Genomic DNA, 22,384 nt, shown 5'->3' with positions numbered 1-22,384 from the left:
GGCGTTGGCCTGCCTCGGCGGATCTTGCAGGAGAGGCTGATGGTTTGCGCCGTCGGTGCTCCATGCTCTTCGGGGAGGGCTTCTTGCCCTGGCCAGTCCGCCTCGGCGTAGAGGTGGCATCAGGCCGTCTGTAAACGCCCTGTTCCTCGTATGGGTGGGTGTATAATCTGTGCCCGCCCTCAGCATTTGCAGGTGTCGCAACTCCATGACGCAGATTTCCGAACGCATCCTTGTCCAGGCTCATCTCGCAGGCCAGCAGGCAAGGCAGTTGACGCCCGCGCAGGAAGCGCAGTTGCGCGGCGAGATTGCGGCGGAACTGGGACGCCAGGATGCAGTACTGGTCGCACACTATTACACCGATCCGGTGATCCAGGCGTTGGCCGAGGAAACCGGCGGGTGTGTGGCCGACTCGCTGGAGATGGCCCGATTCGGCCGTGATCATCCGGCGCAGACGCTGTTGGTGGCGGGTGTGCGCTTCATGGGCGAGACAGCGAAGATTCTCAGTCCGGAAAAGCGGATCCTGATGCCAACGCTCGAGGCGACCTGCTCGCTGGACCTGGGATGTCCGGTGGATGAGTTCTCGGCGTTCTGCGATCAGCATCCCGAGCGCACAGTCGTGGTCTACGCCAATACTTCCGCTGCGGTGAAGGCGCGCGCTGACTGGGTCGTCACCTCCAGCTGTGCCGTGGAGATCGTGGAGAGCCTGATGGATAACGGCGAAAAGATCATCTGGGCGCCTGACAAGCATCTGGGTCGCTACGTGCAGCGTGAAACGGGCGCTGACATGCTGTTATGGGATGGCGCTTGTATCGTGCATGAGGAGTTCAAGTCCAAGCACCTGGCCGACCTCAAGGCGCTGCATCCCGAGGCGGCGGTTCTGGTTCATCCCGAGTCGCCTGAGGCGGTCGTCGAGCTGGCCGATGCGGTGGGTTCCACCAGTCAGTTGATCAAGGCGGCGCAGACAATGCCCAATCCGCTGTTCATCGTGGCGACCGACAGGGGCATCTTCTACAAGATGCAGCAGCTCTGTCCGGACAAGCGCTTCATCGAAGCGCCTACCGCTGGTAGCGGAGCCACCTGTCGGAGCTGTGCTCACTGTCCGTGGATGGCGATGAATACGCTCGACAGCACCTTGCAATCGCTCCGTACTGGCAGCAACGAAATCTTCGTGGAGCCGGCGTTGATCCCGCGCGCAATCAAGCCCCTCCAGCGGATGCTCGATTTCACCCAGCAGGCTCGCCTGAGCCATGCGGGCAACGCCTGAGGCAGGTGGCTCAACGCAGCATCTGATCCACCATGCGTTTTTCCTCACGTAGCTGGCCCAGGCGAGCGTCGAGTCGAGCCCCGGTCTGGAAGTTGGTGGAGCGCCGCTTGGCATAATCCAGCTGCTCGAAGGCCTGTTCGTAGTTGCCGATAAGCGCGAAGTATTCCGCTCGGGCCTGGTGCAGGCCCACAAGGTCGCCCGTCAACCCGCGGATTTCTGCGACCTGGAACCAGATGTGCGGATCCTTCGAACGCCTGGAAACCAGTTGGCCAAGCAATTGTGAAGCCTCTTCATGCTGGCCGCGCTTGATCAGCAGGTCGACCCTGCTCTGCTGTACGGGGTAGCTTCCGGGATAAAGTCCACTTAGCCGGGCCATACGCTGCTCGGCCTGGGCTATGCGATTGGCGGTGATGTCCAGTTCGATCCTGGCCAGGTTGTAGATCATGTGATCCGGCTCGCTCGCAAGCAGGCGATCCAGGTGTTCAGCGGCCTCGTTCAGTTGCCCCGAGCGGAGTTGAGCCAGTGCCAGGCCATAACGGGCGGCGTCGCGGCTGTCGTCTTCGTCCAGCAAGGCACGAAAGCGTTTCGCGCTCATGCCAGGGGAACGCTCGAATTGACTTTGCAGCCGGGCGCGAATGAGCTGGTAGCGCAAGGTGTCCTGGGTGCCGCCAGTCGGAAGCTGTTCGGCTCGATTTCGGGTGTCGGCCACTCGCGATTCGTTGAGCGGGTGAGTGAGCAGAAATTCCGGAGGGCGCTGGTCGTGGCGATACTGGCGCATCAGGCGTTCGAACATCGAAGGCATGGCGCGCGGGTCATAGCCGGCGCGGGCCAGATTGGCCAGGCCGATGCGGTCGGCCTCTTGCTCGTTCTGCCGCGAAAAGCTGCGCTGGGCCTGTATGGCGGCGGCCTGGCTCGAGGCGATGGCCGCCATGCCGGCATCGCCGGCACCTGCTGCTGCGGCCACTACACCGGCGAGCAGGGCCGCCATCATCGGCAATTGCAGGCGCTGCTGCGCTTCGAGGCCGCGGGCGTAGTGGCGCTGCGACAGGTGGGCCAGTTCGTGGGCCATTACCGAAGCGTACTCCGCTTCGGTCTGGGCGTGCAGAAACAGGCCACCATTGACACCAATGATGCCACCCGGTGCGGCAAAAGCGTTCAGTTGAGGGCTGTCGAGAATGACGAACTCGAGTCGCCGGTCCTGCACCTGGCTGGTTTCTGCGAGGCGGTACACACTGCTCTCGACATAATCTTTTACCAAAGGGTCGGCCAGTTGCTCTACTTGACCGCGCAACAGGCTGAGCCAGGCCCGTCCAAGCAGGTACTCTTGCTCGGGGGAGACGATCCCCGAACTGGCGTCGCCCAGTGACGGTAGATCATTGGCCGGAAGGGGGTGGGTTACCAGGCAGGCCATCACCAATAATGCAGGGCGCAGCAGTTTCATCAGGTACCACTCGCAAAGGCAGAAACCTACTGTAGCGCCCAGGCGGCTTGGCTGGCCAGGGTCCCGGCTGTATCGGTATGCTGCGTCCTTTATAAACAGGGGTTTGAGATGACAAACGGATCAGCGTCCATCGTGGTGGATGCAGAGCTAGACGCCCGAGGCCTCGATTGCCCGATGCCCTTGCTGAAAACCAAGCTGGAGCTCAGTCGAATGGTCAGCGGGTCGGTGATAAAGGTCCTCGCGACCGACCCCGGCTCGCAGCGGGATTTCCGCAGTTTTGCCCAGCTGGCCGGCCATGAACTGCTGCATGAAGAGGCGGAGCAAGGCCTTTATCGTTACTGGCTGCGCAAGGTCTAGGCGCAATGGCCGATGCCCAACAGGGAACAGGTATCCATAACGAGTGGTTCGGCAGTAGGAACTAGTCATGATCAAGGTATTTCGCAACTGGTTTCATCGTTACTTCTCAGATGAACAGGCAGTGCTGCTGGGCGTGCTGCTGGTGTTGGGCTTTACGGCTGTTCTGACCCTGGGCGGCATGCTCGCGCCGGTGCTGGCAGGCCTGGTGCTGGCGTTCCTGATGCAGGGCGCGGTGAATGGGCTGGAGCGAATAGGAGTGCCTCACACCGGTGCCGTGTGGCTGGTCTTCCTCATCTTCATCGGCATCCTGATGGCGATCCTGCTGGTGCTGTTACCGCTGCTCTGGCAGCAGCTGTTTACCTTGTTCAACGAGCTGCCGCGCATGTTGCGCGATTGGCAGGACCTGTTGCTGCTTCTGCCGGAGCGCTATCCGCAATTGATCACCGACGAGCAGGTGTTGCGTGGAATCGACTCGGCGCGCGGTGAGCTCGGGCGGCTGGGCCAGGTGATGCTGTCCTTTTCCCTGTCCAGCCTGCCGATTCTGATGAATGCGGTGATCTATCTGGTGCTGGTGCCAATTCTGGTGTTTTTCTTTCTCATGGACAGAAAGCAGATCGGGCGCTGGTTTCGCAGTTACCTTCCTCAGGAGCGCACGCTCATTACCCAGGTGGCGCTGGAGATGAACCGGCAGATCGCCAACTACATCCGTGGCAAGGCCATCGAGATCCTGATCTGCGCCGTCGTGGCTTATTTCTCGTTCGCCCTCATGGGCCTGAACTACGCCATGCTGCTGGCATTGCTGGTGGGTTTTTCGGTGGTGGTGCCTTATGTCGGGGCTGTGGTGGTGACCGTTCCCATCGCCTTGATAGGTTTTTTCCAGTGGGGCTGGGGAGATCAGTTCATCTACCTGATGGTGGTCTACGCCATCCTCCAGGCGCTCGATGGCAACGTACTGGTTCCGCTGCTCTTCTCCGAGGCGGTGAATCTCCACCCGGTGGTGATCATCTGTGCGGTGCTGCTGTTCGGGGGGCTGTGGGGCTTCTGGGGAATCTTCTTTGCCATTCCCCTGGCCACGTTGTTCAAGGCTGTGCTGGACGCTTGGCCGAGGGGGAATCCACAGATCGAGACGGCAGACTCGCTCTGAATCCAGCCCTCGATGGTCGTGCCGCTCCAGTCGGCACGACTGATGCGTCAGTTGGCGGCGTTCAGCTGGCGGGCGGCTTCCAGCACCGCATCGACATGCCCGGGGACCTTCACACCTCGCCATTCACGCTGCAGTACACCCTTGCGGTCGATGAGAAAGGTGCTGCGCTCGATGCCCATGTATTCCTTGCCATAGAGCTTTTTCAGCTTGATCACTTCGAAGAGCTGGCAGAGTGCCTCGTCGCGGTCCGAGATCAGCTCGAAGGGAAAGCCCTGCTTGGCCTTGAAGTTCTCGTGGCTCTTGAGTCCGTCTCGGGAGACGCCGAACACCAGCGTGTTGGCGGCTTCAAAGGCCGCATGCTGATCGCGAAAGCCCTGCCCCTGGGTCGTGCATCCCGGCGTGCTGTCCTTGGGGTAGAAATACAGGACCACCTGCTTGCCTTCGAGTGCGTCGAGACTGACCAGCAGCCCGCTGGTGGCCTGTGCGGAGAACGAGGGGACCTTCTGCTCCAGCGCAATCATTGTTGGATACTCCATGTCAGGGCGTCTGCGGACGCCAGGGCTCGATCAGTGCGTCCAGGTTCAGCGCATCGGCGAAATCGAGGAACTGGTCGCGCAGCCAACTGATCTGGGTGTTCGGCGGGAGGATCACCGTCAGCGTCGCGTTAAGCATGGTGCCGCCGGTTTGCGGGGCGAGGTAGGTATCGCTGGTAATGCTCTCCAGCTCGACCTGATGGTCGTAAAAGAACTGGCACAGCTCGCTGATGATGTCGGGCCGGTACACTGCGCTCACATAGGCGACATAGGGGAGCGATTGGGGGCGATGCTCTACGCCCGCGCTACGGATGACGCTGGTGCGCAGGCCGTGCTTCTTCGCCAGCACTGGCACGGCAGACTCCATACGTGCCAATGCATCCCAGCTACCCGACACCTGCAGTACCAGCGCGCTGTATTCGCCATGGCGGGTCAGGCGGGTGCTGTCCACGGCACAGCGATGCTCGGCGCAGGTGCGAGACAGCACTGTGGCGAGCTCCATGGGGTTCGGTCCCAGGGCGCTGATGACGAGGAACTGTTCGCGAACGGGTGGGGTAACCATGCATTGTCCTATTGAATCGATTCGGCGGGCGGAGCGACAGCAGGAGAGGGTATCGAAATTGCTCGGCCGAGGGAATTTGCCTTTTCGCCCGGACATGGCAAAGGTCCCGTGCGCGCCGTGGTCATGCCCTTCTGGCGCACTCGCAAAGCGCAAAGGAGCCTTGTACCATTACGCCTCTCTTTTTCGGCAGAGGTAGCGGGGATGATTGCGGGCAGTATGGTGGCACTGGTCACGCCCATGGATGCGCAAGGTGGCCTGGACTGGAGCAGCCTGGCAACGCTCGTGGATTTCCATTTGCAGGAAGGAACCCATGCGATCGTCGCGGTCGGTACCACTGGTGAGTCGGCTACGCTGGACGTGGCTGAGCACGTCGAAGCGATCCGTCGGGTGGTGGACCAAGTGGCTGGCCGTATTCCGGTGATTGCTGGAACCGGTGGCAACTCCACGCGCGAGTCGGTCGAGCTTACCCGGGCGGCCAAGGCTGTCGGTGCGGATGCCTGTCTGCTGGTCACTCCCTACTACAACAAGCCTACCCAGGAAGGGCTCTACCAGCATTTCCGGCATATCGCCGAAGCGGTCGCCATTCCGCAGATCCTCTATAACGTGCCGGGCCGTACGGTCTGCGACATGTTGCCCGACACTGTTGTGCGCCTCTCCGAAGTTCCGAACATCATCGGTATCAAGGAAGCAACCGGTGACCTCGACCGCGCTCGGGAGATCCTGGACCGCGTTGCGCCGGAGTTCCTGGTCTATTCCGGGGATGATCCGACCGCCGTGGAGCTGATGCTCATGGGTGGCAAAGGAAACATCTCGGTGACCGCGAACATAGCGCCTCGGGCAATGAGCGATCTGTGTGTCGCCGCCATGGCCGGGGAGGCAGAGAAGGCCCGTGCGATCAACGAGCGGCTGATGCCGCTGCACAAGACCCTCTTTCTCGAATCCAACCCTATTCCGGTCAAGTGGGCGCTGCACCAGATGGGTTTGATCCCGGAAGGCATCCGCCTGCCTCTGACCTGGCTGAGCAGCCCATGCCAGACACCCTTGCTGCAGGCGATGCGTGAATTCGGCTTGATCATTAAGGAAAACGCATGAAGCGACTGGCCGGACTCTCAACCCTAGCTGTCGTTGTCTCCAGTCTTGGCGGCTGCGGCTGGCTGTGGGGTGGCGATGGATATTTTCGCGATCGTGGCAGTGACTACCTGGCCGCGTCCCAGCGCCCTCCCATGCAGATTCCCCAGGGCGTCGAAGTTCGTCCGCTGGAGCCCCTGCTGCCGATTCCTCATCAGGTGGCTGATGCCCGCTCGAACGGTGGACGCTTCGAGGTGCCGCGCCCGCAGCGCCTGCAACTTGCCGATGCCAGCGATTTCAGCCTGGAGACGTCCGATGATGACCGCTGGCTGGTGGCCTTGCGGGCGCCTGCCCAGATCTGGACCGCCACTCGGCAGTTCCTGCAGGACAACGGGTTTCGCATCGCTGAAGAGCATCCCGAGACAGGTGAGCTGATCACCGCCTGGCAGCCAGCCAGCGAGCTCAACCCGGCGTTGCGCCAGGTCGCGCCAGCAGACCGCGAGTCGCGAGTCCGGGTGCGTATTGAGCCGGGCGTTCAGCGCAACGCCAGCGAAATCCATGTTCTGAGCGCACAGCGCCCTGTAGGCAGCGATGAGGCACGGTCCTGGGCGGAAACAGCCGGACATCAGGGCTTCGATACTGCAGTCCTTGACGAACTGCAAGTCAGCCTGGCGCGTAGTACCGACCTGGGCGACTCCGTGTCGCTACTGGCCGAGCGCCAGTTCGACGCGCCGAGCCGCGTGCATATGGTGAGCGACGCCAGCGGTAACCCTCTGCTGCAACTGGACTCCGACTTCGATCGTGCCTGGTCGAGCATCGGCAGGGCGCTGCAGAGCGCCGACGTGCGCGTCGACGACCTCAATCGCAGCCTGGGTGTGTACTACCTCAATCTGGCAGAAGGTGCTGAGGATCCGGGTGCACGACCGGGCTTTTTCCGCCGACTGCTCGGAGGCGGCCGCACCGAAGCCGAGGCGGAGCGTGTCCAGGTTCGTCTGGTCGAATCGGCCGAAGGCGTTCAGGTCTCGGTTCAGGATGATCTCGACACCCTGGCACCTGCCGAGGTGTCTCGGCGCGTCCTGCAGCTTATCCAGCAGAACCTCGGCTGACTCGCTCCCTGACAGGCGAGCCTTTGGTTCGTCTGTCCTTTCCTGATCAATGCGGACCCCCTTCATGACCACGCCAACCGCCCTCAGCTTGAAAAAACTCTATTCCGGCAAGGTTCGTGACCTTTACGAGATCGATGACAAGCGGATGCTGATGGTGGCCAGTGACCGGCTCTCGGCATTCGATGTCATCCTGGACGAGCCGATTCCAGAAAAAGGCAAGATCCTCACCGCTATTTCCAGCTTCTGGTTCGACAAGCTCGCCGGGCTGGTGCCGAACCACTTCACCGGTGACCGGGTCGAGGACGTCGTCTCGGCGGCTGAGCTTCCGCTGGTCGAGGGACGGGCGGTGGTTGCCAAGCGTTTGAAGCCCGTGGCAGTTGAAGCCATCGTGCGAGGGTATCTGGTCGGCTCCGGCTGGAAGGAGTATCAGAAAAGCGGCACCGTCTGTGAGATTCCCCTCCCGCCCGGCCTGCGTGAGGCTTCGAGGCTGCCTGAGCCGATCTTCACGCCTTCGACCAAGGCCGCGGTTGGCGATCACGATGAGAACATCAGCTACGAGCGCTGCGAAGGCATCATCGGTGCTGAGCTGGCTGCCCAGGTGAAGGACGCCTCGATCGCCCTGTACAAGGCCGCGGTGGAATATGCGGCCTCCCGCGGCATCATCATTGCCGATACCAAATTCGAATTCGGCCTGGACGAAGACGGCACCCTTACACTCATGGATGAAGTGCTGACCCCTGATTCGAGCCGCTTCTGGCCCGCTGACAGCTATGTCGAAGGTCGGAACCCGCCTAGCTTCGACAAGCAGTTCGTGCGTGACTGGCTGGAGTCTACCGGTTGGAACAAGCAGCCCCCGGCACCGGCTGTGCCAGAGGAGGTTGCCAAGCGAACTGCCGACAAATACCGCGAAGCGCTGGAGCGCCTGACAGCCTGATCTTCAGTCGCAACCCTTTGAGCAGGGAAAGAAATTTTGCCTTATAGGGTTCGACAAAACCCATCGACCTGATATGATGCGCGCCGCTGGAGAGATGCCGGAGTGGCCGAACGGGACGGATTCGAAATCCGTTGTACCTTCGCGGGTACCTAGGGTTCAAATCCCTATCTCTCCGCCACACACAGAAAAGCCCCGTGGACGCTGTCCCGGGGCTTTTTGCTGTGCGCCAGGTATCTGGGTCTCTCGCTTTAAACAAGATGCCGACTAGCGGCTGATCTATTAGCCAATATATTGGCACTCTAGGTTTGTCTTTCTTTCTGGATCGCCATGGCTTCAGCGGCCACACGAGAGCGTTGAGGTGACTTTTCATCGCTTGAAAGCATTTCGTCGTCTGGTTGGCGTCAGAGCCCCTAAATCGCGTTTCCATTCGTTTTATGCGCCTTTACAATGCGGCCGATCAAGCCCAGCCGGCGCTCTCGCCGCCGATCCCATTTCAGCCCCTACTTTCGCTCTCGGAGACCATGTGGACATCGCCACACTCATTGGCCTGCTTGGTGCTATCGGCATCATCACAGCGGCAATCCTGCTGGGCGCTTCTTCCGATACCTTCGTCAACGCGCCGTCGCTGCTGATCGTGCTGGGGGGAAGCCTGTTCGTCGTGCTTGCCAAATTCAGCCTGGCTCAGTTCATCGGGGCGATAAAGGTGGCAGGGCGAGCGTTTTTCTTTCGTTTGCCGGATACCGAGGCGACCATCAACGAACTGATCGAACTCTCCAATGTGGCGCGCAAGCAGGGCCTGCTGGCCCTGGAAGACAAGGAGATCAGTTCGCCATTTCTCAAGACGGGCATCCAGTTGCTCATCGATGGCCATCCCCAGGAAACGGTGAGGTCGATCCTGGAGAAGGAGCGCCTGATGACCCTGGACCGCAACCGGTGGGGCGCGAAGATCTTCACCGCGCTTGGCGACGTGGGTCCGGCGATGGGCATGATCGGGACCTTGATCGGCCTGGTTCAGATGCTCTCGAACATGGAGGATCCCAAGGCCATCGGTCCGGCGATGGCGGTGGCCCTGTTGACCACCCTGTACGGTGCGATGCTGGCAACCATGATATGCATTCCAATTGCCGACAAGCTCAACCTGCGCATGACCGAAGAGGCGCGCATGCAGGCGTTGTGGATCGACGCCGTGCTGGCCATCCAGGAGGGCATCAACCCAAGGGTGATCGAGCAATTGCTCGGCAGTTACCTGCCGCCAGACAAGCGTGAGAAGGCGGGCGCCGCGGCGGCGGAGCAGGCGTGATGGATCTGCCGGAGGAAGAGAAGCCGGGCATGCCCGCCTGGGTCATGACCTTCGCGGATCTGATGTCACTGTTGATGTGCTTTTTCGTATTGCTCCTGTCTTTCTCCGAAATCGACGCGATGAAGTTTCGACAGATTGCCGCTGAGCTCTCCAAGGCATTTGGTGTGCAGAGGGAGGTTCCGGCAATGGAGGTGCCCATGGGCACCAGTCCGATCTTCGACAAGTTCTCCCCTGGCAAGCCGGAACCCACGCTGGTCGACAACGTGCTGCAGGATACGACCGAGCAGGCACCGCAATTGGATACGCTGCGAGGGCGCACCGAGACCGACATCGAGAGCCTGGTCGAGCAGATCACCCGCGAGCAGATCGAGGTCAGCCTCGAGGTGCTGCAACAAGTGCTGGCGGAGGAACTGCGCGAAGGGTTTCTCCAGCTCGATCACGACCGCAAGCGGATCATCATTCGCGTGGAAGAAAAGGGCGCTTTCCCGTCCGGTTCGGCGGACATGACCCACGCGTTTTACGACATGCTCGATCGCATTGCCGATGTGCTGGCCCAACTGCCTGGGGAAATCTCCATCGAGGGGCATAGCGACAACATGCAGATCAATACACCTCGATTCCGCTCGAATTGGGATCTTTCCGCGGCGCGTGCTTCATCTGTCGCCAACGCGTTGCTGGCCAGCGAGCTGGTAGAGGCAAACCGGTTGCGGGTCCAGGGTTTCGCCGATACGCGACCGCGAGCGAGCAACGATACGCCTGAAACCCGTGCCGTCAATCGGCGGGTCGAGATCATCCTGGACTTGACCGGGCCGGCCGAAGAGTATGAAAAGCAGTTGCGCGATCTGATCGAGGAAAAGCGGGTAGAGGCAGTCCAGGGGGGCTGGCGAACTGGCGATGCCTAAGGGGGCGGGCGAGGGCAGCGCGCTTGCGCTGCCAGAAATCACCCGCTTATCAGCGGTACTCGCACAGGTAGGCGGTGTCGGTGGCGACCTTGAGCTGGAACTTGCTTTCGGCTGGTACCGTGAAGTGATTGCCTGCTTCGAAGGTTTCCCAGTTTTCGCTACCGGGCAGCTTGACTTTCAGAGCGCCAGCAACGACATGCATGATCTCCAGCTGGCTGGTTCCAAACTCATATTCGCCGGGGCCCATGACACCGACTGTGGCGGGGCCGTTGGTCATGTCGAACGCGATGGATTTGACGGTGCCGTTGAAGTATTCGTTGACCTTGAACATCAGGGGATCCCTTCAGGTGAGAAAGGCGGCAAGTATGCCGAAGTGCTTGGTCTCGCGGTAGATGCGCTTCGCCAGGCGCGTTTATAGTACCGCCCTCGAATTTTGCTGGAGTTGTGATGGATTGCCGTCTGGGTTGTGGCGCCTGCTGCATCGCCCCTTCGATTTCTTCCCCATTGCCGGGTCTGCCACTGGGCAAGGCTGCAGGCGTTCGCTGTCGGCATCTGACCGAGGCTAGTCTCTGCGCACTGTTTGATTCGCCGGAGCGGCCTCAGGTTTGTCATGCCTTCAAGGCTGATGCGCTGGTTTGCGGCTCGAGTCACGACGAGGCGATGCAGATACTTGTCAGGCTGGAGCAGGAAACGGCTTGATCCTGCCGCGGTCGTTCGGCGTGGGCGGTTAAGTGAGGACAAGACCCGCCTGAGCCTGTGTCAGGCGCTTCGATTGCAGCCCTCCGTCGCCAAGGACGAATCATCCGGCCTTCTATTCGTGGGGTTCAATGAAAAGGGCTGCCCAATGGCAGCCCTTTCTGTCGGCATCGAAGCTTAGATGTCGCGCTTCGGGTGGCCGGTATACAGCTGGCGCGGGCGACCGATCTTGTACGGGCCGGACAGCATTTCCTTCCAGTGGGAGATCCAGCCGACGGTGCGGGCAAGAGCGAAGATCACAGTGAACATGCTCGTCGGAATGCCGATGGCCTTGAGGATGATCCCCGAGTAGAAGTCGACGTTCGGGTAGAGGTTGCGCTCGGCGAAGTAGGGGTCGCTGAGGGCGATTTCCTCAAGTTTCATGGCCAGTTCGAGCTGCGGGTCGTTGATGCCGAGCTCGCCAAGAACTTCATCACAGGTCTGCTTCATCACGCGGGCGCGTGGGTCGAAGTTCTTGTAGACGCGGTGTCCGAAGCCCATGAGCTTGAACGGATCGTTCTTGTCCTTGGCCTTGGCCAGGAAGGTCTCGATGTTGGAGACGTCGCCGATCTCGTCCAGCATGGTCAACACGGCTTCATTCGCGCCACCATGTGCCGGTCCCCACAGTGCCGCGATGCCGGCGGCAATACAGGCGAAGGGGTTGGCACCGGTCGAGCCGGCCAGGCGCACGGTCGACGTCGAGGCGTTCTGCTCGTGGTCGGCGTGCAGGATGAAGATCTTGTCCATCGCCTTGGCGAGTACCGGGCTGATAGGCTTCTCTTCACAGGGGGTGTTGAACATCATGTGAAGGAAGTTTTCGGCATACCCGAGGTTGTTGCTCGGATACATCAGCGGTTGACCGATGGAGTACTTGTAAACCATTGCAGCAATGGTCGGCATCTTGGCGATCAGGCGAATGGCCGAGATTTCGCGGTGCTGCGGGTTATTGTTGTCCAGCGAATCATGATAGAACGCGGACAGGGCGCCCACCACGCCGCACATCACGGCCATTGGGTGAGCATCGCGGCGGAAGCCGTTGAAGAAGGTCTTGAGCTGCTCGTGCACCATGGTGTGGTTCTTCACGGTGTCGACGAATACGGACTTCTGCTCGGCAGTGGGTAGTTCGCCGTTCAGCAGGAGGTAGCAGGTATCCAGGTAGTCCGCTTTTTCGGCGAGCTGCTCGATGGGGTAGCCGCGGTGCAGCAGTACACCCTTGTCACCGTCGATGAAGGTGATTTTCGACTCGGTGGACGCGGTCGACATGAAGCCGGGGTCGAAGGTGAAGTGTCCGGTGGACAATAGGCCGCGGACGTCGATCACGTCAGGCCCCATGCTGCCGGTTAAAACGGGCAGCTCGACGGGGGCTGCGCCCTCGATGATCAACTGCGCTTTCTTGTCAGCCATGTACGGCCTCCTGTGTTTGCTTGGAATCATCAGAAGCCCCCCATGCAGGGCCCGCGTCACTATAGTTCGATAAAAAACAATGTCAATTTGGCCAAAAGCATAATGGTAGGGGCTTCGGACGGGGTTCCGGGCGGGCCGTGGCGGCCCTGTTACGCCTTTTACAGGGATGCCGCAATGCCAACTTGGTGGCAATTGACCACATTGTCATTAGTAACCTACCTGTCTATACTCGGCGACCGACCGGCAGGGGCCTACAGCTATAACTCTGAAGGTTTCACCTGGGTAGCGGGCGCTTTCTGGCGCTCTTCCCAACAACCTTGCCCTGCGCAACAGGGCTCTCGAGTGTGAAAAAGAAGCCGTGAAAAGCCAACGACCTGTAAACCTAGATCTTAGGACAATAAAACTTCCGATAACCGCCTATACCTCCATCCTGCATCGGATCTCCGGGGTTATCCTGTTCGTGGGTGTCGCCTTGATGTTGTTCGCATTGGATGCCTCCCTGTCTTCGCCAGAAGGCTTCGAGCAGGTCAGGGATGTGATGGGCAACCCATTGGTGAAGCTGATCACCTGGGGTTTGCTGTCCGCTCTGCTCTATCACCTGGTGGCTGGTATTCGCCATCTCATCATGGATTCGGGACATGGCGAAACGCTGGAGGGCGGCAAGCTGGGCTCGAAAATCGTTCTCATCGTTTCCGCGGTGCTGATCGTTCTGGCAGGAGTTTGGGTATGGTAACCAACGTCACCAACTTTTCCCGTTCAGGTCTCTATGACTGGATGGCGCAGCGGGTTTCCGCGGTCGTTCTGGCTGTCTATTTTCTGTTCCTGCTGGGTTACCTGATGTTCAATCCAGGCCTCGAATACGCCCAGTGGCGTGATCTGTTCTCGACCAACTGGATGCGTATCTTCAGCCTTCTGGCGCTGGTTTCCCTCGCCATTCACGCCTGGGTCGGCATGTGGACCATCTCCACTGACTACATGACCAGCATGGCCATCGGCAAGTGGGCTACTGCTGTGCGTTTCCTCTTCCAGGCTGTATGTGGCATCGCAATGTTCACATTCTTCGTCTGGGGTGTGCAGATTCTTTGGGGTATGTGATCCATGGCTAACCTTCGTACGCTTTCCTTCGACGCCATCATCATCGGTGGTGGTGGCGCCGGCATGCGCGCTGCGCTGCAACTGGCTCAAGGCGGTCACAAGACTGCCGTGGTCACCAAGGTGTTCCCGACCCGTTCGCACACCGTATCCGCTCAGGGCGGCATCACTTGTGCCATCGCCTCGGCTGACCCGAACGACGATTGGCGCTGGCACATGTACGATACCGTCAAGGGCTCCGACTACATCGGTGACCAGGACGCGATCGAGTACATGTGTTCCGTGGGTCCAGAGGCTGTGTTCGAGCTCGAGCACATGGGTCTGCCTTTCTCGCGTACCGAGCAGGGTCGCATCTACCAGCGCCCGTTCGGTGGCCAATCCAAGGACTTCGGCAAGGGCGGGCAGGCCGCCCGTACCTGCGCCGCCGCTGACCGTACCGGTCACGCGCTGCTGCACACGCTCTACCAGAACAACCTGAAGAACAACACGGTGTTCCTCAACGAGTGGTTTGCAGTGGATCTGGTGAAAAACCAGGACGGCGCCATCGTTGGCATCATCGCCATCTGCATCGAGACTGGCGAAACCGTGTACATTCGTTCCAAGGCAACGGTACTGGCCACCGGTGGCGCTGGTCGCATCTATGCATCCACCACCAATGCCCTGATCAATACCGGTGACGGTATCGGCATGGCGCTGCGTGCCGGCGTGCCGGTGCAGGACATCGAGATGTGGCAGTTCCACCCGACCGGTATCGCCGGCGCAGGTGTACTGGTCACCGAAGGCTGCCGTGGTGAAGGTGGCTACCTGATCAACAAGCATGGCGAGCGCTTCATGGAGCGTTACGCACCGAATGCCAAGGATCTCGCCGGTCGCGATGTCGTTGCACGCTCGATGGTCAAGGAAATCATCGCTGGCAACGGATGCGGGCCAGACGGCGACCACGTCATGCTCAAGCTCGATCACCTGGGTGAGGAAGTGCTGCACAGCCGCCTGCCGGGCATTTGCGAGCTGTCCAAGACCTTCGCCCATGTCGATCCGGTCACTGCGCCGGTTCCGGTGGTTCCGACCTGCCACTACATGATGGGTGGTGTCGCCACCAATATTCATGGCCAGGCCATCACCCAGGATGCCAGCGGCAACGACAAGGTCATCGACGGCCTGTTCGCGGTAGGTGAAGTGGCGTGCGTTTCGGTCCATGGGGCCAACCGCCTTGGGGGCAACTCGCTCCTCGATCTGGTTGTGTTCGGTCGTGCGGCCGGTCTGCACCTGGAAAAGGCGCTCAAGGAAGGCATCGAGCACCGCGGCGCTACCGAAAGCGATCTCGATGGCGCCCTGTCGCGTCTGGCCGGTGTCAACGAGCGCGCTACCGGTGAAGACGTCGCTCCGCTGCGCAAGGAGCTGCAGAGCTGCATGCAGAACTACTTTGGTGTATTCCGCACCGGGGAGTACATGCAGAAGGGCATCGCCCAGCTGTCCGATCTGCGCGAGCGCATCGCCAGCGTCAAGATCGCTGACAAGAGCCAGTCCTTCAATACGGCACGTATCGAGGCGCTGGAACTGCAGAATCTGCTGGAGGTTGCCGAGGCTACCGCGATCGCAGCTGAAGAGCGCAAGGAGTCGCGTGGCGCTCATGCTCGGGAGGATTACGAGGATCGTGACGACCAGAACTGGCTCTGCCACACCCTGTACTTCCCGGGTGACAAGCGCGTGACCAAGCGTGCCGTAAACTTCGCTCCGAAAACCGTGCCGGCCTTTGAGCCTAAAGTCCGGACTTATTAAGGGTCGACGATATGTTGCAAGTCAGTGTTTATCGGTACAACCCCGATCAGGACCAGAAGCCCTACATGCAGGAGTTCCAGGTCGACACTCAGGGCAAGGACCTGATGGTGCTCGACGTACTGGCTCTGATCAAGGAGCAGGACGAAGGCTTCTCCTACCGTCGCTCGTGCCGCGAAGGCGTGTGCGGTTCCGACGGCATGAACATCAACGGCAAGAACGGCCTGGCCTGCATCACTCCGCTGTCCGCGGTAGTGACCGGTGACAAGCTGGTGCTGCGCCCGTTGCCAGGCCTGCCGGTCATTCGTGACCTGGTGGTCGACATGGGCATCTTCTACAAGCAGTACGAGAAGGTGCGTCCGTTCCTGATGAACGACACCCCGGCACCGGCCATCGAGCGGCTTCAGAGCCCCGAAGAGCGTGAGAAGCTGGACGGTCTGTACGAGTGCATTCTGTGCGCTTGCTGCTCGACCAGCTGCCCTTCGTTCTGGTGGAACCCTGACAAGTTCCTGGGCCCCGCCGCGCTTCTGCAGGCCTATCGTTTCCTGGCCGACAGCCGCGATACCCTCACCGAGGAGCGTCTGGCTGCCATGGATGATCCGTTCAGCGTGTTCCGTTGCCGCGGCATCATGAACTGCGTGAGCGTCTGCCCGAAAGGGTTGAACCCGACCAAGGCGATTGGTCACGTGCGTAGCATGCTGCTTCAGAGCGGTACCTGATATGCACCCCCGGTCGGTGTACGGCTCGCCGGATACCGACCGTGTTTTACCTCTGCGGCGCCGGAGTTTCTCCAGGGCGCCGTAGTTTTAACAGGAATCCCAGCCCAATAAAGCGGGGTTTCCCCACGGAATCTTGTAGACCAGCAGGGGACGAACCGGGCTGGTGTCCGGGCTATCTGCGGGCCCGTCGCGATTTGCCGAGCACACTAGAAGGCTCGGATGTCGGTGCACGCCGGTGGTGTCCCCTTATCGAGGGTGACAAAGCATGCAAGACAGTCCAATGCAGCGTATGTGGGACAGTGCCCACCTTTCGGGGGGTAACGCTGCATATGTGGAGGAGCTCTTTGAGCTCTATCTGCACGACCCGAACGCTGTGCCGGAGGAATGGCGCAGCTATTTCCAGAAACTGCCGGCCAATGGCACTCCGGCCAGCGACGTGTCGCACTCATCGATTCGCGAGCACTTCATATTGCTGGCGAAGAATCAGCGCCGTGCGCAGCCAGTATCTGCAGGTAGCGTCAGCACTGAGCACGAAAAGAAACAGGTCGAAGTTCTTCGCCTGATCCAGGCCTATCGCCTGCGTGGCCACCAGGCCGCTCAGCTTGACCCGCTCGGTCTGCAGCAGCGCTCCGTCCCCGCCGACCTTTCCCTGAACCACTATGGCCTGACCGATGGCGACCTGGACACCGTGTTCCGCACCGGTGACCTGGCGATCGGCACGGACGAAGCCACTCTGCGTGAAATCGTCGACTCGTTGAAAGCGACGTATTGCCGCAGTATCGGTGCCGAGTTCAGTCATATCGTCGATTCCGAGCAGCGCACCTGGTTTCAGCAGCGTTTCGAAAGCGTTCGTGGCCAGCCTGATTTCTCTCCCGAGGTCAAGGCTCACCTGCTCGAGCGCCTGACCGCGGCCGAAGGTCTGGAAAAGTATCTGGGCACCAAGTACCCAGGCACCAAGCGCTTTGGCCTCGAGGGTGGCGAGAGCCTCATCCCGCTGCTCGACGAGATCATCCAGCGCACCGGCTCGTATGGTGTCAAGGAGATCGTTCTGGGCATGGCCCACCGTGGCCGTCTCAACGTGCTGGTCAACACTCTCGGCAAGAATCCCCGCGACCTGTTCGATGAGTTCGAAGGCAAGAAGGTCGAAGGTCTGAGCTCCGGTGACGTGAAATATCACCAGGGTTTTTCGTCCAACGTGATGACGCCGGGCGGTGAAGTCCACCTTGCCATGGCGTTCAACCCGTCCCACCTGGAAATCGTGTCGCCGGTCGTCGAAGGCTCGGTGCGCGCTCGCCAGGATCGCCGCCAGGACGAGGTGGGTGACAAGGTACTGCCGATCACCATCCATGGTGATGCCGCGGTAGCCGGGCAGGGCGTGGTGATGGAAACCTTCCAGATGTCCCAGACCCGGGCCTACAAGACCGGTGGGACCATCCGCGTCGTGGTGAACAACCAGGTCGGCTTCACCACCAACAAGCAGGAAGATTCCCGCTCCACGGAGTACGCCACCGACGTGGCGAAAATGATCCAGGCGCCCATCTTCCATGTGAACGCCGATGACCCTGAAGCGGTGCTGTTCGTCAGCCAGTTGGCTGTCGATTACCGGATGCAGTTCAAGCGCGATATCGTCCTTGACCTGATCTGCTACCGTCGTCGTGGTCACAACGAAGCGGACGAGCCCAGCGGCACCCAGCCGCTGATGTATCAGAAGATCGCCAAGCAGCGCACCACGCGCGAGCTGTACTCCGATTCGCTGATCCAATCCAAGGTCCTGACGTCCGAGGACGTCCAAGCCCGCATCGATGAATACCGCGATGCGCTAGATAACGGCCTGCATGTGGTCAAGAGCCTGGTCAAAGAACCGAATCCGGAGCTCTTCGTCGACTGGCGTCCATATCTGGGTCATGCCTGGACCGCTCGCCATGACACCCGTTTCGACCTCAAGACTCTCCAGGATCTGTCGACCAAGCTGCTGCACGTACCGGAAGGTTTCGTGGTTCAGCGGCAGGTCAACAAGATCCTCGAGGACCGCTCGAAGATGGGCGCCGGGGCGATGCCGATCAACTGGGGCTACGCCGAGACCATGGCCTATGCCACCCTGTTGTTCGAAGGCCATCCGGTTCGCATCACCGGTCAGGACGTGGGACGCGGCACCTTCTCGCACCGTCATGCCGCACTGCACAACCAGAAGGATGGCAGTACCTACCTCCCGCTTCAGCACCTGTACGAAGGCCAGCCGAGCTTCGCCCTGTATGACTCCTTCCTCTCGGAAGAGGCCGTACTGGCGTTCGAGTACGGCTACGCCACCACCACGCCCAACGCGCTGGTGATCTGGGAAGCCCAGTTCGGTGATTTCGCCAACGGTGCTCAGGTCGTGATCGACCAGTTCATCACCAGCGGCGAGCACAAGTGGGGCCGCCTGTGCGGCCTGACCATGCTCCTGCCGCACGGTTATGAAGGCCAGGGCCCGGAACATTCCTCCGCCCGTCTGGAGCGCTACCTGCAGCTGTGCGCCGAGCACAATATCCAGGTCTGCGTACCGACCACGCCGGCACAGATCTACCATCTGCTACGTCGTCAGGTGATCCGTCCGTTGCGCAAGCCGCTGGTGGTGCTGACGCCGAAGTCGCTGCTGCGTCACAAGCTGGCGATTTCCACGATCGAGGACCTTACCCAGAGCTGCTTCCAGACCGCCATTGGCGAGATCGATCAGATCGATCCTGCCAAGGTCGAACGCCTCGTGCTGTGCAGTGGCAAGGTCTACTACGACCTGCTGGAGAAGCGTCGTGCCGAAGGGCGTGAAGACATCGCCATCGTCCGGATCGAACAGTTGTATCCGTTCCCCGAGGACGATCTGGCGGAGATCCTCGCCCCGTACCAGAACCTCAAGCACATCGTCTGGTGTCAGGAAGAGCCGATGAACCAGGGGGCCTGGTATTGCAGCCAGCATCACATGCGGCGTGTGGCGATCGCGCACAACAAGGAGCTGGTCCTTCAGTATGCGGGGCGTGATGCCTCCGCTTCGCCTGCCGCCGGGTATGCCTCGGTGCATGCAGAGCAGCAGGAAAAGCTACTCCAGGACGCATTCACCGTTTAAATCCCAGCAGCAAGAGGCCGCGCATGTCGCGGCCTCGATGTAAACACCGAATCAATAGGACCCTGAAATGGCAATCGAGATCAAAGCCCCTACCTTCCCGGAATCGGTCGCCGACGGCACCGTCGCCACCTGGCACAAGAAGCCGGGCGAAGCGGTCAAGCGCGACGAGCTGATCGTCGACATCGAGACCGACAAGGTGGTGATGGAAGTACTGGCAGAGGCCGACGGCGTGCTCAGCGAGATCGTCGCTGACGAAGGCGCCACCGTTCTCAGTGGCGAGCTGCTGGGCAAGCTGGAAGCCGGGGCTAGCGCAGCGGCGCCTGCTGCGGCACCGGCCACCGCAGCCGCGCCTGCCGAAGCACCGGCCGCCGAATCGAGCGAGGAGCCCATGCTCGCTCCGGCCGCACGCAAGCTGGCCGAAGAGAACAGCATCGATCCGAACAGCGTGAAGGGCACCGGCAAGGGTGGGCGAGTGACCAAGGAAGACGTGGTCGCTGCCATCGAGGCGAAGAAGGGTGGTGTTGCCGCGCCGAAGCCGGCTGCTGCTGCTGCAGCTGCGCCGTCGATCCCGGTAGGCGACCGCGTCGAGAAGCGTGTCCCGATGACTCGCCTTCGCGCCAAGGTGGCTTCGCGTCTGGTCGAAGCCCAATCCTCCATGGCCATGCTGACCACCTTCAACGAGGTCAACATGAAGCCGATCATGGAGCTGCGCGCCAAGTACAAGGATCTGTTCGAGAAGACTCACAACGGTGTGCGTCTGGGCTTCATGTCCTTCTTCGTCAAGGCGGCGGTCGAGGCTCTGAAGCGCCAGCCGGGCGTCAACGCCTCCATCGACGGCAATGACATCGTTTACCACGGCTATCAGGACATCGGCGTCGCAGTGTCCAGCGACCGTGGCCTGGTGGTGCCGGTACTGCGCAACGCCGAGCACATGAGCCTGGCCGAAATCGAAGGCGGCATCAACGAGTACGGCAAGAAGGCCAAGGCTGGCAAGCTGACCATCGAAGAGATGACTGGCGGCACCTTCACCATCTCCAACGGTGGGGTATTCGGCTCGTTGCTGTCCACTCCGATCGTCAACCCGCCACAGACCGCGATCCTGGGCATGCACAAGATCCAGGAGCGCCCAATGGCGGTCAACGGCCAGGTGGTCATCCTGCCGATGATGTACCTGGCCCTGTCCTACGACCATCGCCTGATCGATGGCAAGGAAGCGGTGACTTTCCTGGTGACCATGAAGGACCTGCTGGAAGATCCGGCTCGTCTGCTGCTCGACATCTAACGCGCGGCCGCAACTGCAAGCCACCGGCCGTCCGACGGCCGGTTTCGCGTTTGCAGCTTGGGCTTGCAGCTCGAAGCTAGAGAGGAATTCAAATGAGTGACAAATTCGACGTTATCGTCATCGGCGGCGGCCCTGGTGGCTATGTGGCTGCCATCCGGGCTGCGCAACTGGGCCTGAAGACCGCGGTCATCGAGAAGTACCAGGGCAAGGAAGGCAAGACCGCAATGGGTGGGACCTGCCTGAACGTAGGTTGCATTCCCTCGAAGGCACTGCTGGACAGCTCCTACAAGTTCCACGAAGCCCATGAGAGCTTCAAGGTCCACGGTATCAGCACCGGTGAAGTGGCCATGGACGTTCCGACGATGGTTTCCCGTAAGGACCAGATCGTCAAGAATCTCACTGGCGGCGTCGGTGCGCTGATCAAGGCCAATGGCGTGACCCTGTTCGAGGGCCATGGCAAGCTGCTGGCCGGCAAGCAGGTCGAAGTTACCGGCCTGGACGGGAACATCCAGGTGCTGGCCGCCGAGAATGTGATCCTCGCATCGGGTTCGACCCCGGTGAACATTCCTCCGGCCCCGGTGGATCAGGACGTCATCGTCGATTCCACCGGTGCGCTGGACTTCCAGAGCGTGCCGGGCAAGCTCGGCGTGATCGGCGCCGGTGTGATCGGTCTCGAGTTGGGCTCGGTATGGGCTCGCCTGGGTTCGGAAGTGACCGTCATCGAAGCCATGGACAAGTTCCTGCCGGCCGCAGACGAGCAGATCGCCAAGGAAGCGCTGAAGGCGCTGACCAAGCAGGGCCTGAAGATCCTCATGGGTGCGCGTCTGACCGGTAGCGAAGTGAGCAACGGCCAGGTGACCGTCAGCTATACCGATGCCAACGGCGAGCAGAAGGCTACCTTCGACAAGCTGATCGTTGCCGTCGGCCGTCGCCCGGTTACTGCAGACCTGCTGGCTGCGGACACCGAAGTGAACCTCGACGAGCGCGGCTTCATTTATGTCGACGACTACTGCGCAACCAGCGTACCGGGCGTGTATGCCATTGGTGACGTGGTGCGTGGACCGATGCTGGCGCACAAGGCCTCGGAAGAGGGTGTGATGGTTGCCGAGCGCATCGCGGGACACAAGGCGCAGATGAACTACGACCTGATTCCGTCGGTCATCTACACCCATCCGGAAATCGCCTGGGTCGGAAAGTCGGAACAAGTGCTGAAGGCCGAGGGCGTCGAAGTCAACGTCGGTACCTTCCCGTTCGCTGCCTCCGGTCGCGCCATGGCCGCCAACGACACCGCCGGTCTGGTGAAAGTCGTTGCCGATGCCAAGACCGACCGCGTGCTGGGTGTGCATGTCATGGGCCCGAGCGCTGCCGAGCTGGTTCAGCAGGGTGCCATCGCCATGGAGTTCGGCACCAGTGCCGAGGACCTGGGCATGATGGTCTTCTCGCACCCAACACTGTCCGAGGCGCTGCACGAAGCGGCGCTAGCGGTGAATGGCCACGCCATTCATATCGCCAATCGCAAGAAGCGTTGATGTAAGCGGGGCGGCCGCCCGCGGTCCCTGCGGGGAATCGCGGAACGCTGCCCAGCCGCCCCGAAAGGGCGGACCTACTCAGGCTACCGGACCACATAGCCGTTCGTGCCCGGTGGCCTGCAGGCGGCGCGGCAGTGAT

General features: G+C 60.9%; 21 protein-coding genes and 1 tRNA gene. 17 read left to right on the top strand and 5 right to left on the bottom strand.

Annotation, left to right across the window (positions count from 1 at the left end; translation table 11 throughout):
• Positions 1–205 precede the first annotated feature (205 nt).
• Positions 206–1,264 (top strand): quinolinate synthase NadA, encoded by a 1,059-nt coding sequence (nadA, locus tag ACFOMF_RS14430; RefSeq protein ID WP_386366093.1) that lies wholly within the window; start codon positions 206–208, stop codon positions 1,262–1,264.
• 10 nt (positions 1,265–1,274) lie between these two features.
• Here the strand turns inward: nadA and ACFOMF_RS14425 are convergent, their stop codons facing one another.
• The gene (locus tag ACFOMF_RS14425) at positions 1,275–2,705 is read right to left on the bottom strand and encodes a M48 family metalloprotease (protein ID WP_386366092.1); all 1,431 of its coding nucleotides are present in this window, start codon (positions 2,703–2,705) and stop codon (positions 1,275–1,277) included.
• 108 nt (positions 2,706–2,813) lie between these two features.
• On the opposite strand from ACFOMF_RS14425, the gene ACFOMF_RS14420 reads away from it, so the two are divergent.
• Together ACFOMF_RS14420 and ACFOMF_RS14415 are read left to right on the top strand one after the other, a co-directional pair.
• A complete protein-coding gene (locus tag ACFOMF_RS14420; RefSeq protein WP_386366090.1) occupies positions 2,814–3,062 on the top strand; it encodes a sulfurtransferase TusA family protein in 249 nt (82 codons plus the stop codon).
• 67 nt (positions 3,063–3,129) lie between these two features.
• Positions 3,130–4,206, top strand: coding sequence for an AI-2E family transporter (locus ACFOMF_RS14415; protein WP_386366088.1), 1,077 nt, complete (start codon positions 3,130–3,132; stop codon positions 4,204–4,206).
• 47 nt (positions 4,207–4,253) lie between these two features.
• Here ACFOMF_RS14415 and ACFOMF_RS14410 read toward each other — a convergent pair whose 3' ends face one another.
• Together ACFOMF_RS14410 and ACFOMF_RS14405 are read right to left on the bottom strand one after the other, a co-directional pair.
• Entirely contained in the window at positions 4,254–4,727 is a 474-nt protein-coding gene (locus tag ACFOMF_RS14410) for a peroxiredoxin (protein WP_386366086.1), read from the bottom strand.
• A gap of 16 nt (positions 4,728–4,743) precedes the next feature.
• Positions 4,744–5,301, bottom strand: coding sequence for a glycine cleavage system protein R (locus ACFOMF_RS14405; protein WP_386366084.1), 558 nt, complete (start codon positions 5,299–5,301; stop codon positions 4,744–4,746).
• Between the two features lie 201 nt (positions 5,302–5,502).
• Here ACFOMF_RS14405 and dapA point away from each other — a divergent pair, with 201 nt between their 5' ends.
• The 6 genes from dapA (at position 5,503) to ACFOMF_RS14375 (ending at position 10,611) form a co-directional block, all read left to right on the top strand.
• On the top strand, positions 5,503–6,393 hold the full coding sequence (gene dapA / locus ACFOMF_RS14400) for a 4-hydroxy-tetrahydrodipicolinate synthase (RefSeq protein ID WP_386366082.1): 891 nt from the start codon (positions 5,503–5,505) through the stop codon (positions 6,391–6,393).
• On the top strand, positions 6,390–7,475 hold the full coding sequence (gene bamC, locus ACFOMF_RS14395; protein WP_386366080.1) for an outer membrane protein assembly factor BamC: 1,086 nt from the start codon (positions 6,390–6,392) through the stop codon (positions 7,473–7,475). Before dapA ends, bamC begins: the two co-directional genes overlap by 4 nt.
• Positions 7,476–7,539: 64 nt before the next feature.
• The gene (locus ACFOMF_RS14390; RefSeq protein WP_386366079.1) at positions 7,540–8,409 is read left to right on the top strand and encodes a phosphoribosylaminoimidazolesuccinocarboxamide synthase; all 870 of its coding nucleotides are present in this window, start codon (positions 7,540–7,542) and stop codon (positions 8,407–8,409) included.
• Positions 8,410–8,497: 88 nt separating this feature from the next.
• A tRNA-Ser gene (locus ACFOMF_RS14385) sits at positions 8,498–8,587 on the top strand.
• Between the two features lie 345 nt (positions 8,588–8,932).
• Complete coding sequence (gene pomA, locus ACFOMF_RS14380; protein ID WP_386366077.1) at positions 8,933–9,709, top strand: flagellar motor protein PomA; 777 nt, start codon at positions 8,933–8,935, stop codon at positions 9,707–9,709.
• Complete coding sequence (locus ACFOMF_RS14375) at positions 9,709–10,611, top strand: flagellar motor protein MotB (protein WP_386366075.1); 903 nt, start codon at positions 9,709–9,711, stop codon at positions 10,609–10,611. The genes pomA and ACFOMF_RS14375 overlap by 1 nt, the downstream gene beginning before the upstream one ends.
• A gap of 49 nt (positions 10,612–10,660) precedes the next feature.
• On the opposite strand, the gene ppnP is transcribed toward ACFOMF_RS14375, so the two are convergent.
• Entirely contained in the window at positions 10,661–10,942 is a 282-nt protein-coding gene (gene ppnP / locus ACFOMF_RS14370; RefSeq protein WP_386366073.1) for a pyrimidine/purine nucleoside phosphorylase, read from the bottom strand.
• Positions 10,943–11,058: 116 nt separating this feature from the next.
• On the opposite strand from ppnP, the gene ACFOMF_RS14365 reads away from it, so the two are divergent.
• Positions 11,059–11,310, top strand: a complete 252-nt coding sequence (locus ACFOMF_RS14365) for a YkgJ family cysteine cluster protein (RefSeq protein WP_386366071.1) — start codon at positions 11,059–11,061, stop codon at positions 11,308–11,310.
• A 174-nt stretch (positions 11,311–11,484) separates the two neighbouring features.
• Here ACFOMF_RS14365 and gltA read toward each other — a convergent pair whose 3' ends face one another.
• Entirely contained in the window at positions 11,485–12,750 is a 1,266-nt protein-coding gene (gltA, locus tag ACFOMF_RS14360; RefSeq protein WP_386366070.1) for a citrate synthase, read from the bottom strand.
• 358 nt (positions 12,751–13,108) lie between these two features.
• Between gltA and sdhC the strand changes: the two genes are divergently transcribed.
• The 7 genes from sdhC to lpdA all read left to right on the top strand — a co-directional run bounded on the left by sdhC (position 13,109) and on the right by lpdA (position 22,245).
• Positions 13,109–13,483, top strand: a complete 375-nt coding sequence (gene sdhC, locus ACFOMF_RS14355; RefSeq protein ID WP_386366068.1) for a succinate dehydrogenase, cytochrome b556 subunit — start codon at positions 13,109–13,111, stop codon at positions 13,481–13,483.
• Positions 13,477–13,845 carry a succinate dehydrogenase, hydrophobic membrane anchor protein gene (sdhD, locus tag ACFOMF_RS14350; RefSeq protein ID WP_386366066.1) on the top strand — a complete coding sequence of 123 codons (369 nt, stop codon included), beginning with the start codon at positions 13,477–13,479 and terminating at the stop codon, positions 13,843–13,845. The genes sdhC and sdhD overlap by 7 nt, the downstream gene beginning before the upstream one ends.
• A 3-nt stretch (positions 13,846–13,848) precedes the next feature.
• The gene (gene sdhA / locus ACFOMF_RS14345) at positions 13,849–15,621 is read left to right on the top strand and encodes a succinate dehydrogenase flavoprotein subunit (RefSeq protein ID WP_386366064.1); all 1,773 of its coding nucleotides are present in this window, start codon (positions 13,849–13,851) and stop codon (positions 15,619–15,621) included.
• Positions 15,622–15,632: 11 nt separating this feature from the next.
• On the top strand, positions 15,633–16,337 hold the full coding sequence (locus ACFOMF_RS14340) for a succinate dehydrogenase iron-sulfur subunit (RefSeq protein WP_386366062.1): 705 nt from the start codon (positions 15,633–15,635) through the stop codon (positions 16,335–16,337).
• 265 nt (positions 16,338–16,602) lie between these two features.
• A complete protein-coding gene (locus ACFOMF_RS14335) occupies positions 16,603–19,434 on the top strand; it encodes a 2-oxoglutarate dehydrogenase E1 component (RefSeq protein ID WP_386366060.1) in 2,832 nt (943 codons plus the stop codon).
• A 67-nt stretch (positions 19,435–19,501) separates the two neighbouring features.
• Positions 19,502–20,716 carry a 2-oxoglutarate dehydrogenase complex dihydrolipoyllysine-residue succinyltransferase gene (odhB, locus tag ACFOMF_RS14330; RefSeq protein WP_386366058.1) on the top strand — a complete coding sequence of 405 codons (1,215 nt, stop codon included), beginning with the start codon at positions 19,502–19,504 and terminating at the stop codon, positions 20,714–20,716.
• A gap of 92 nt (positions 20,717–20,808) precedes the next feature.
• Positions 20,809–22,245: a dihydrolipoyl dehydrogenase gene (gene lpdA / locus ACFOMF_RS14325; protein WP_386366057.1), complete on the top strand. Its 1,437-nt coding sequence runs from the start codon at positions 20,809–20,811 to the stop codon at positions 22,243–22,245.
• Positions 22,246–22,384 lie beyond the last annotated feature (139 nt).

Source organism: Stutzerimonas tarimensis, assembly GCF_042648805.1.
Lineage (GTDB): Bacteria > Pseudomonadota > Gammaproteobacteria > Pseudomonadales > Pseudomonadaceae > Azomonas > Azomonas tarimensis.
This window is presented reverse-complemented; position numbering and strand designations above follow the sequence as displayed.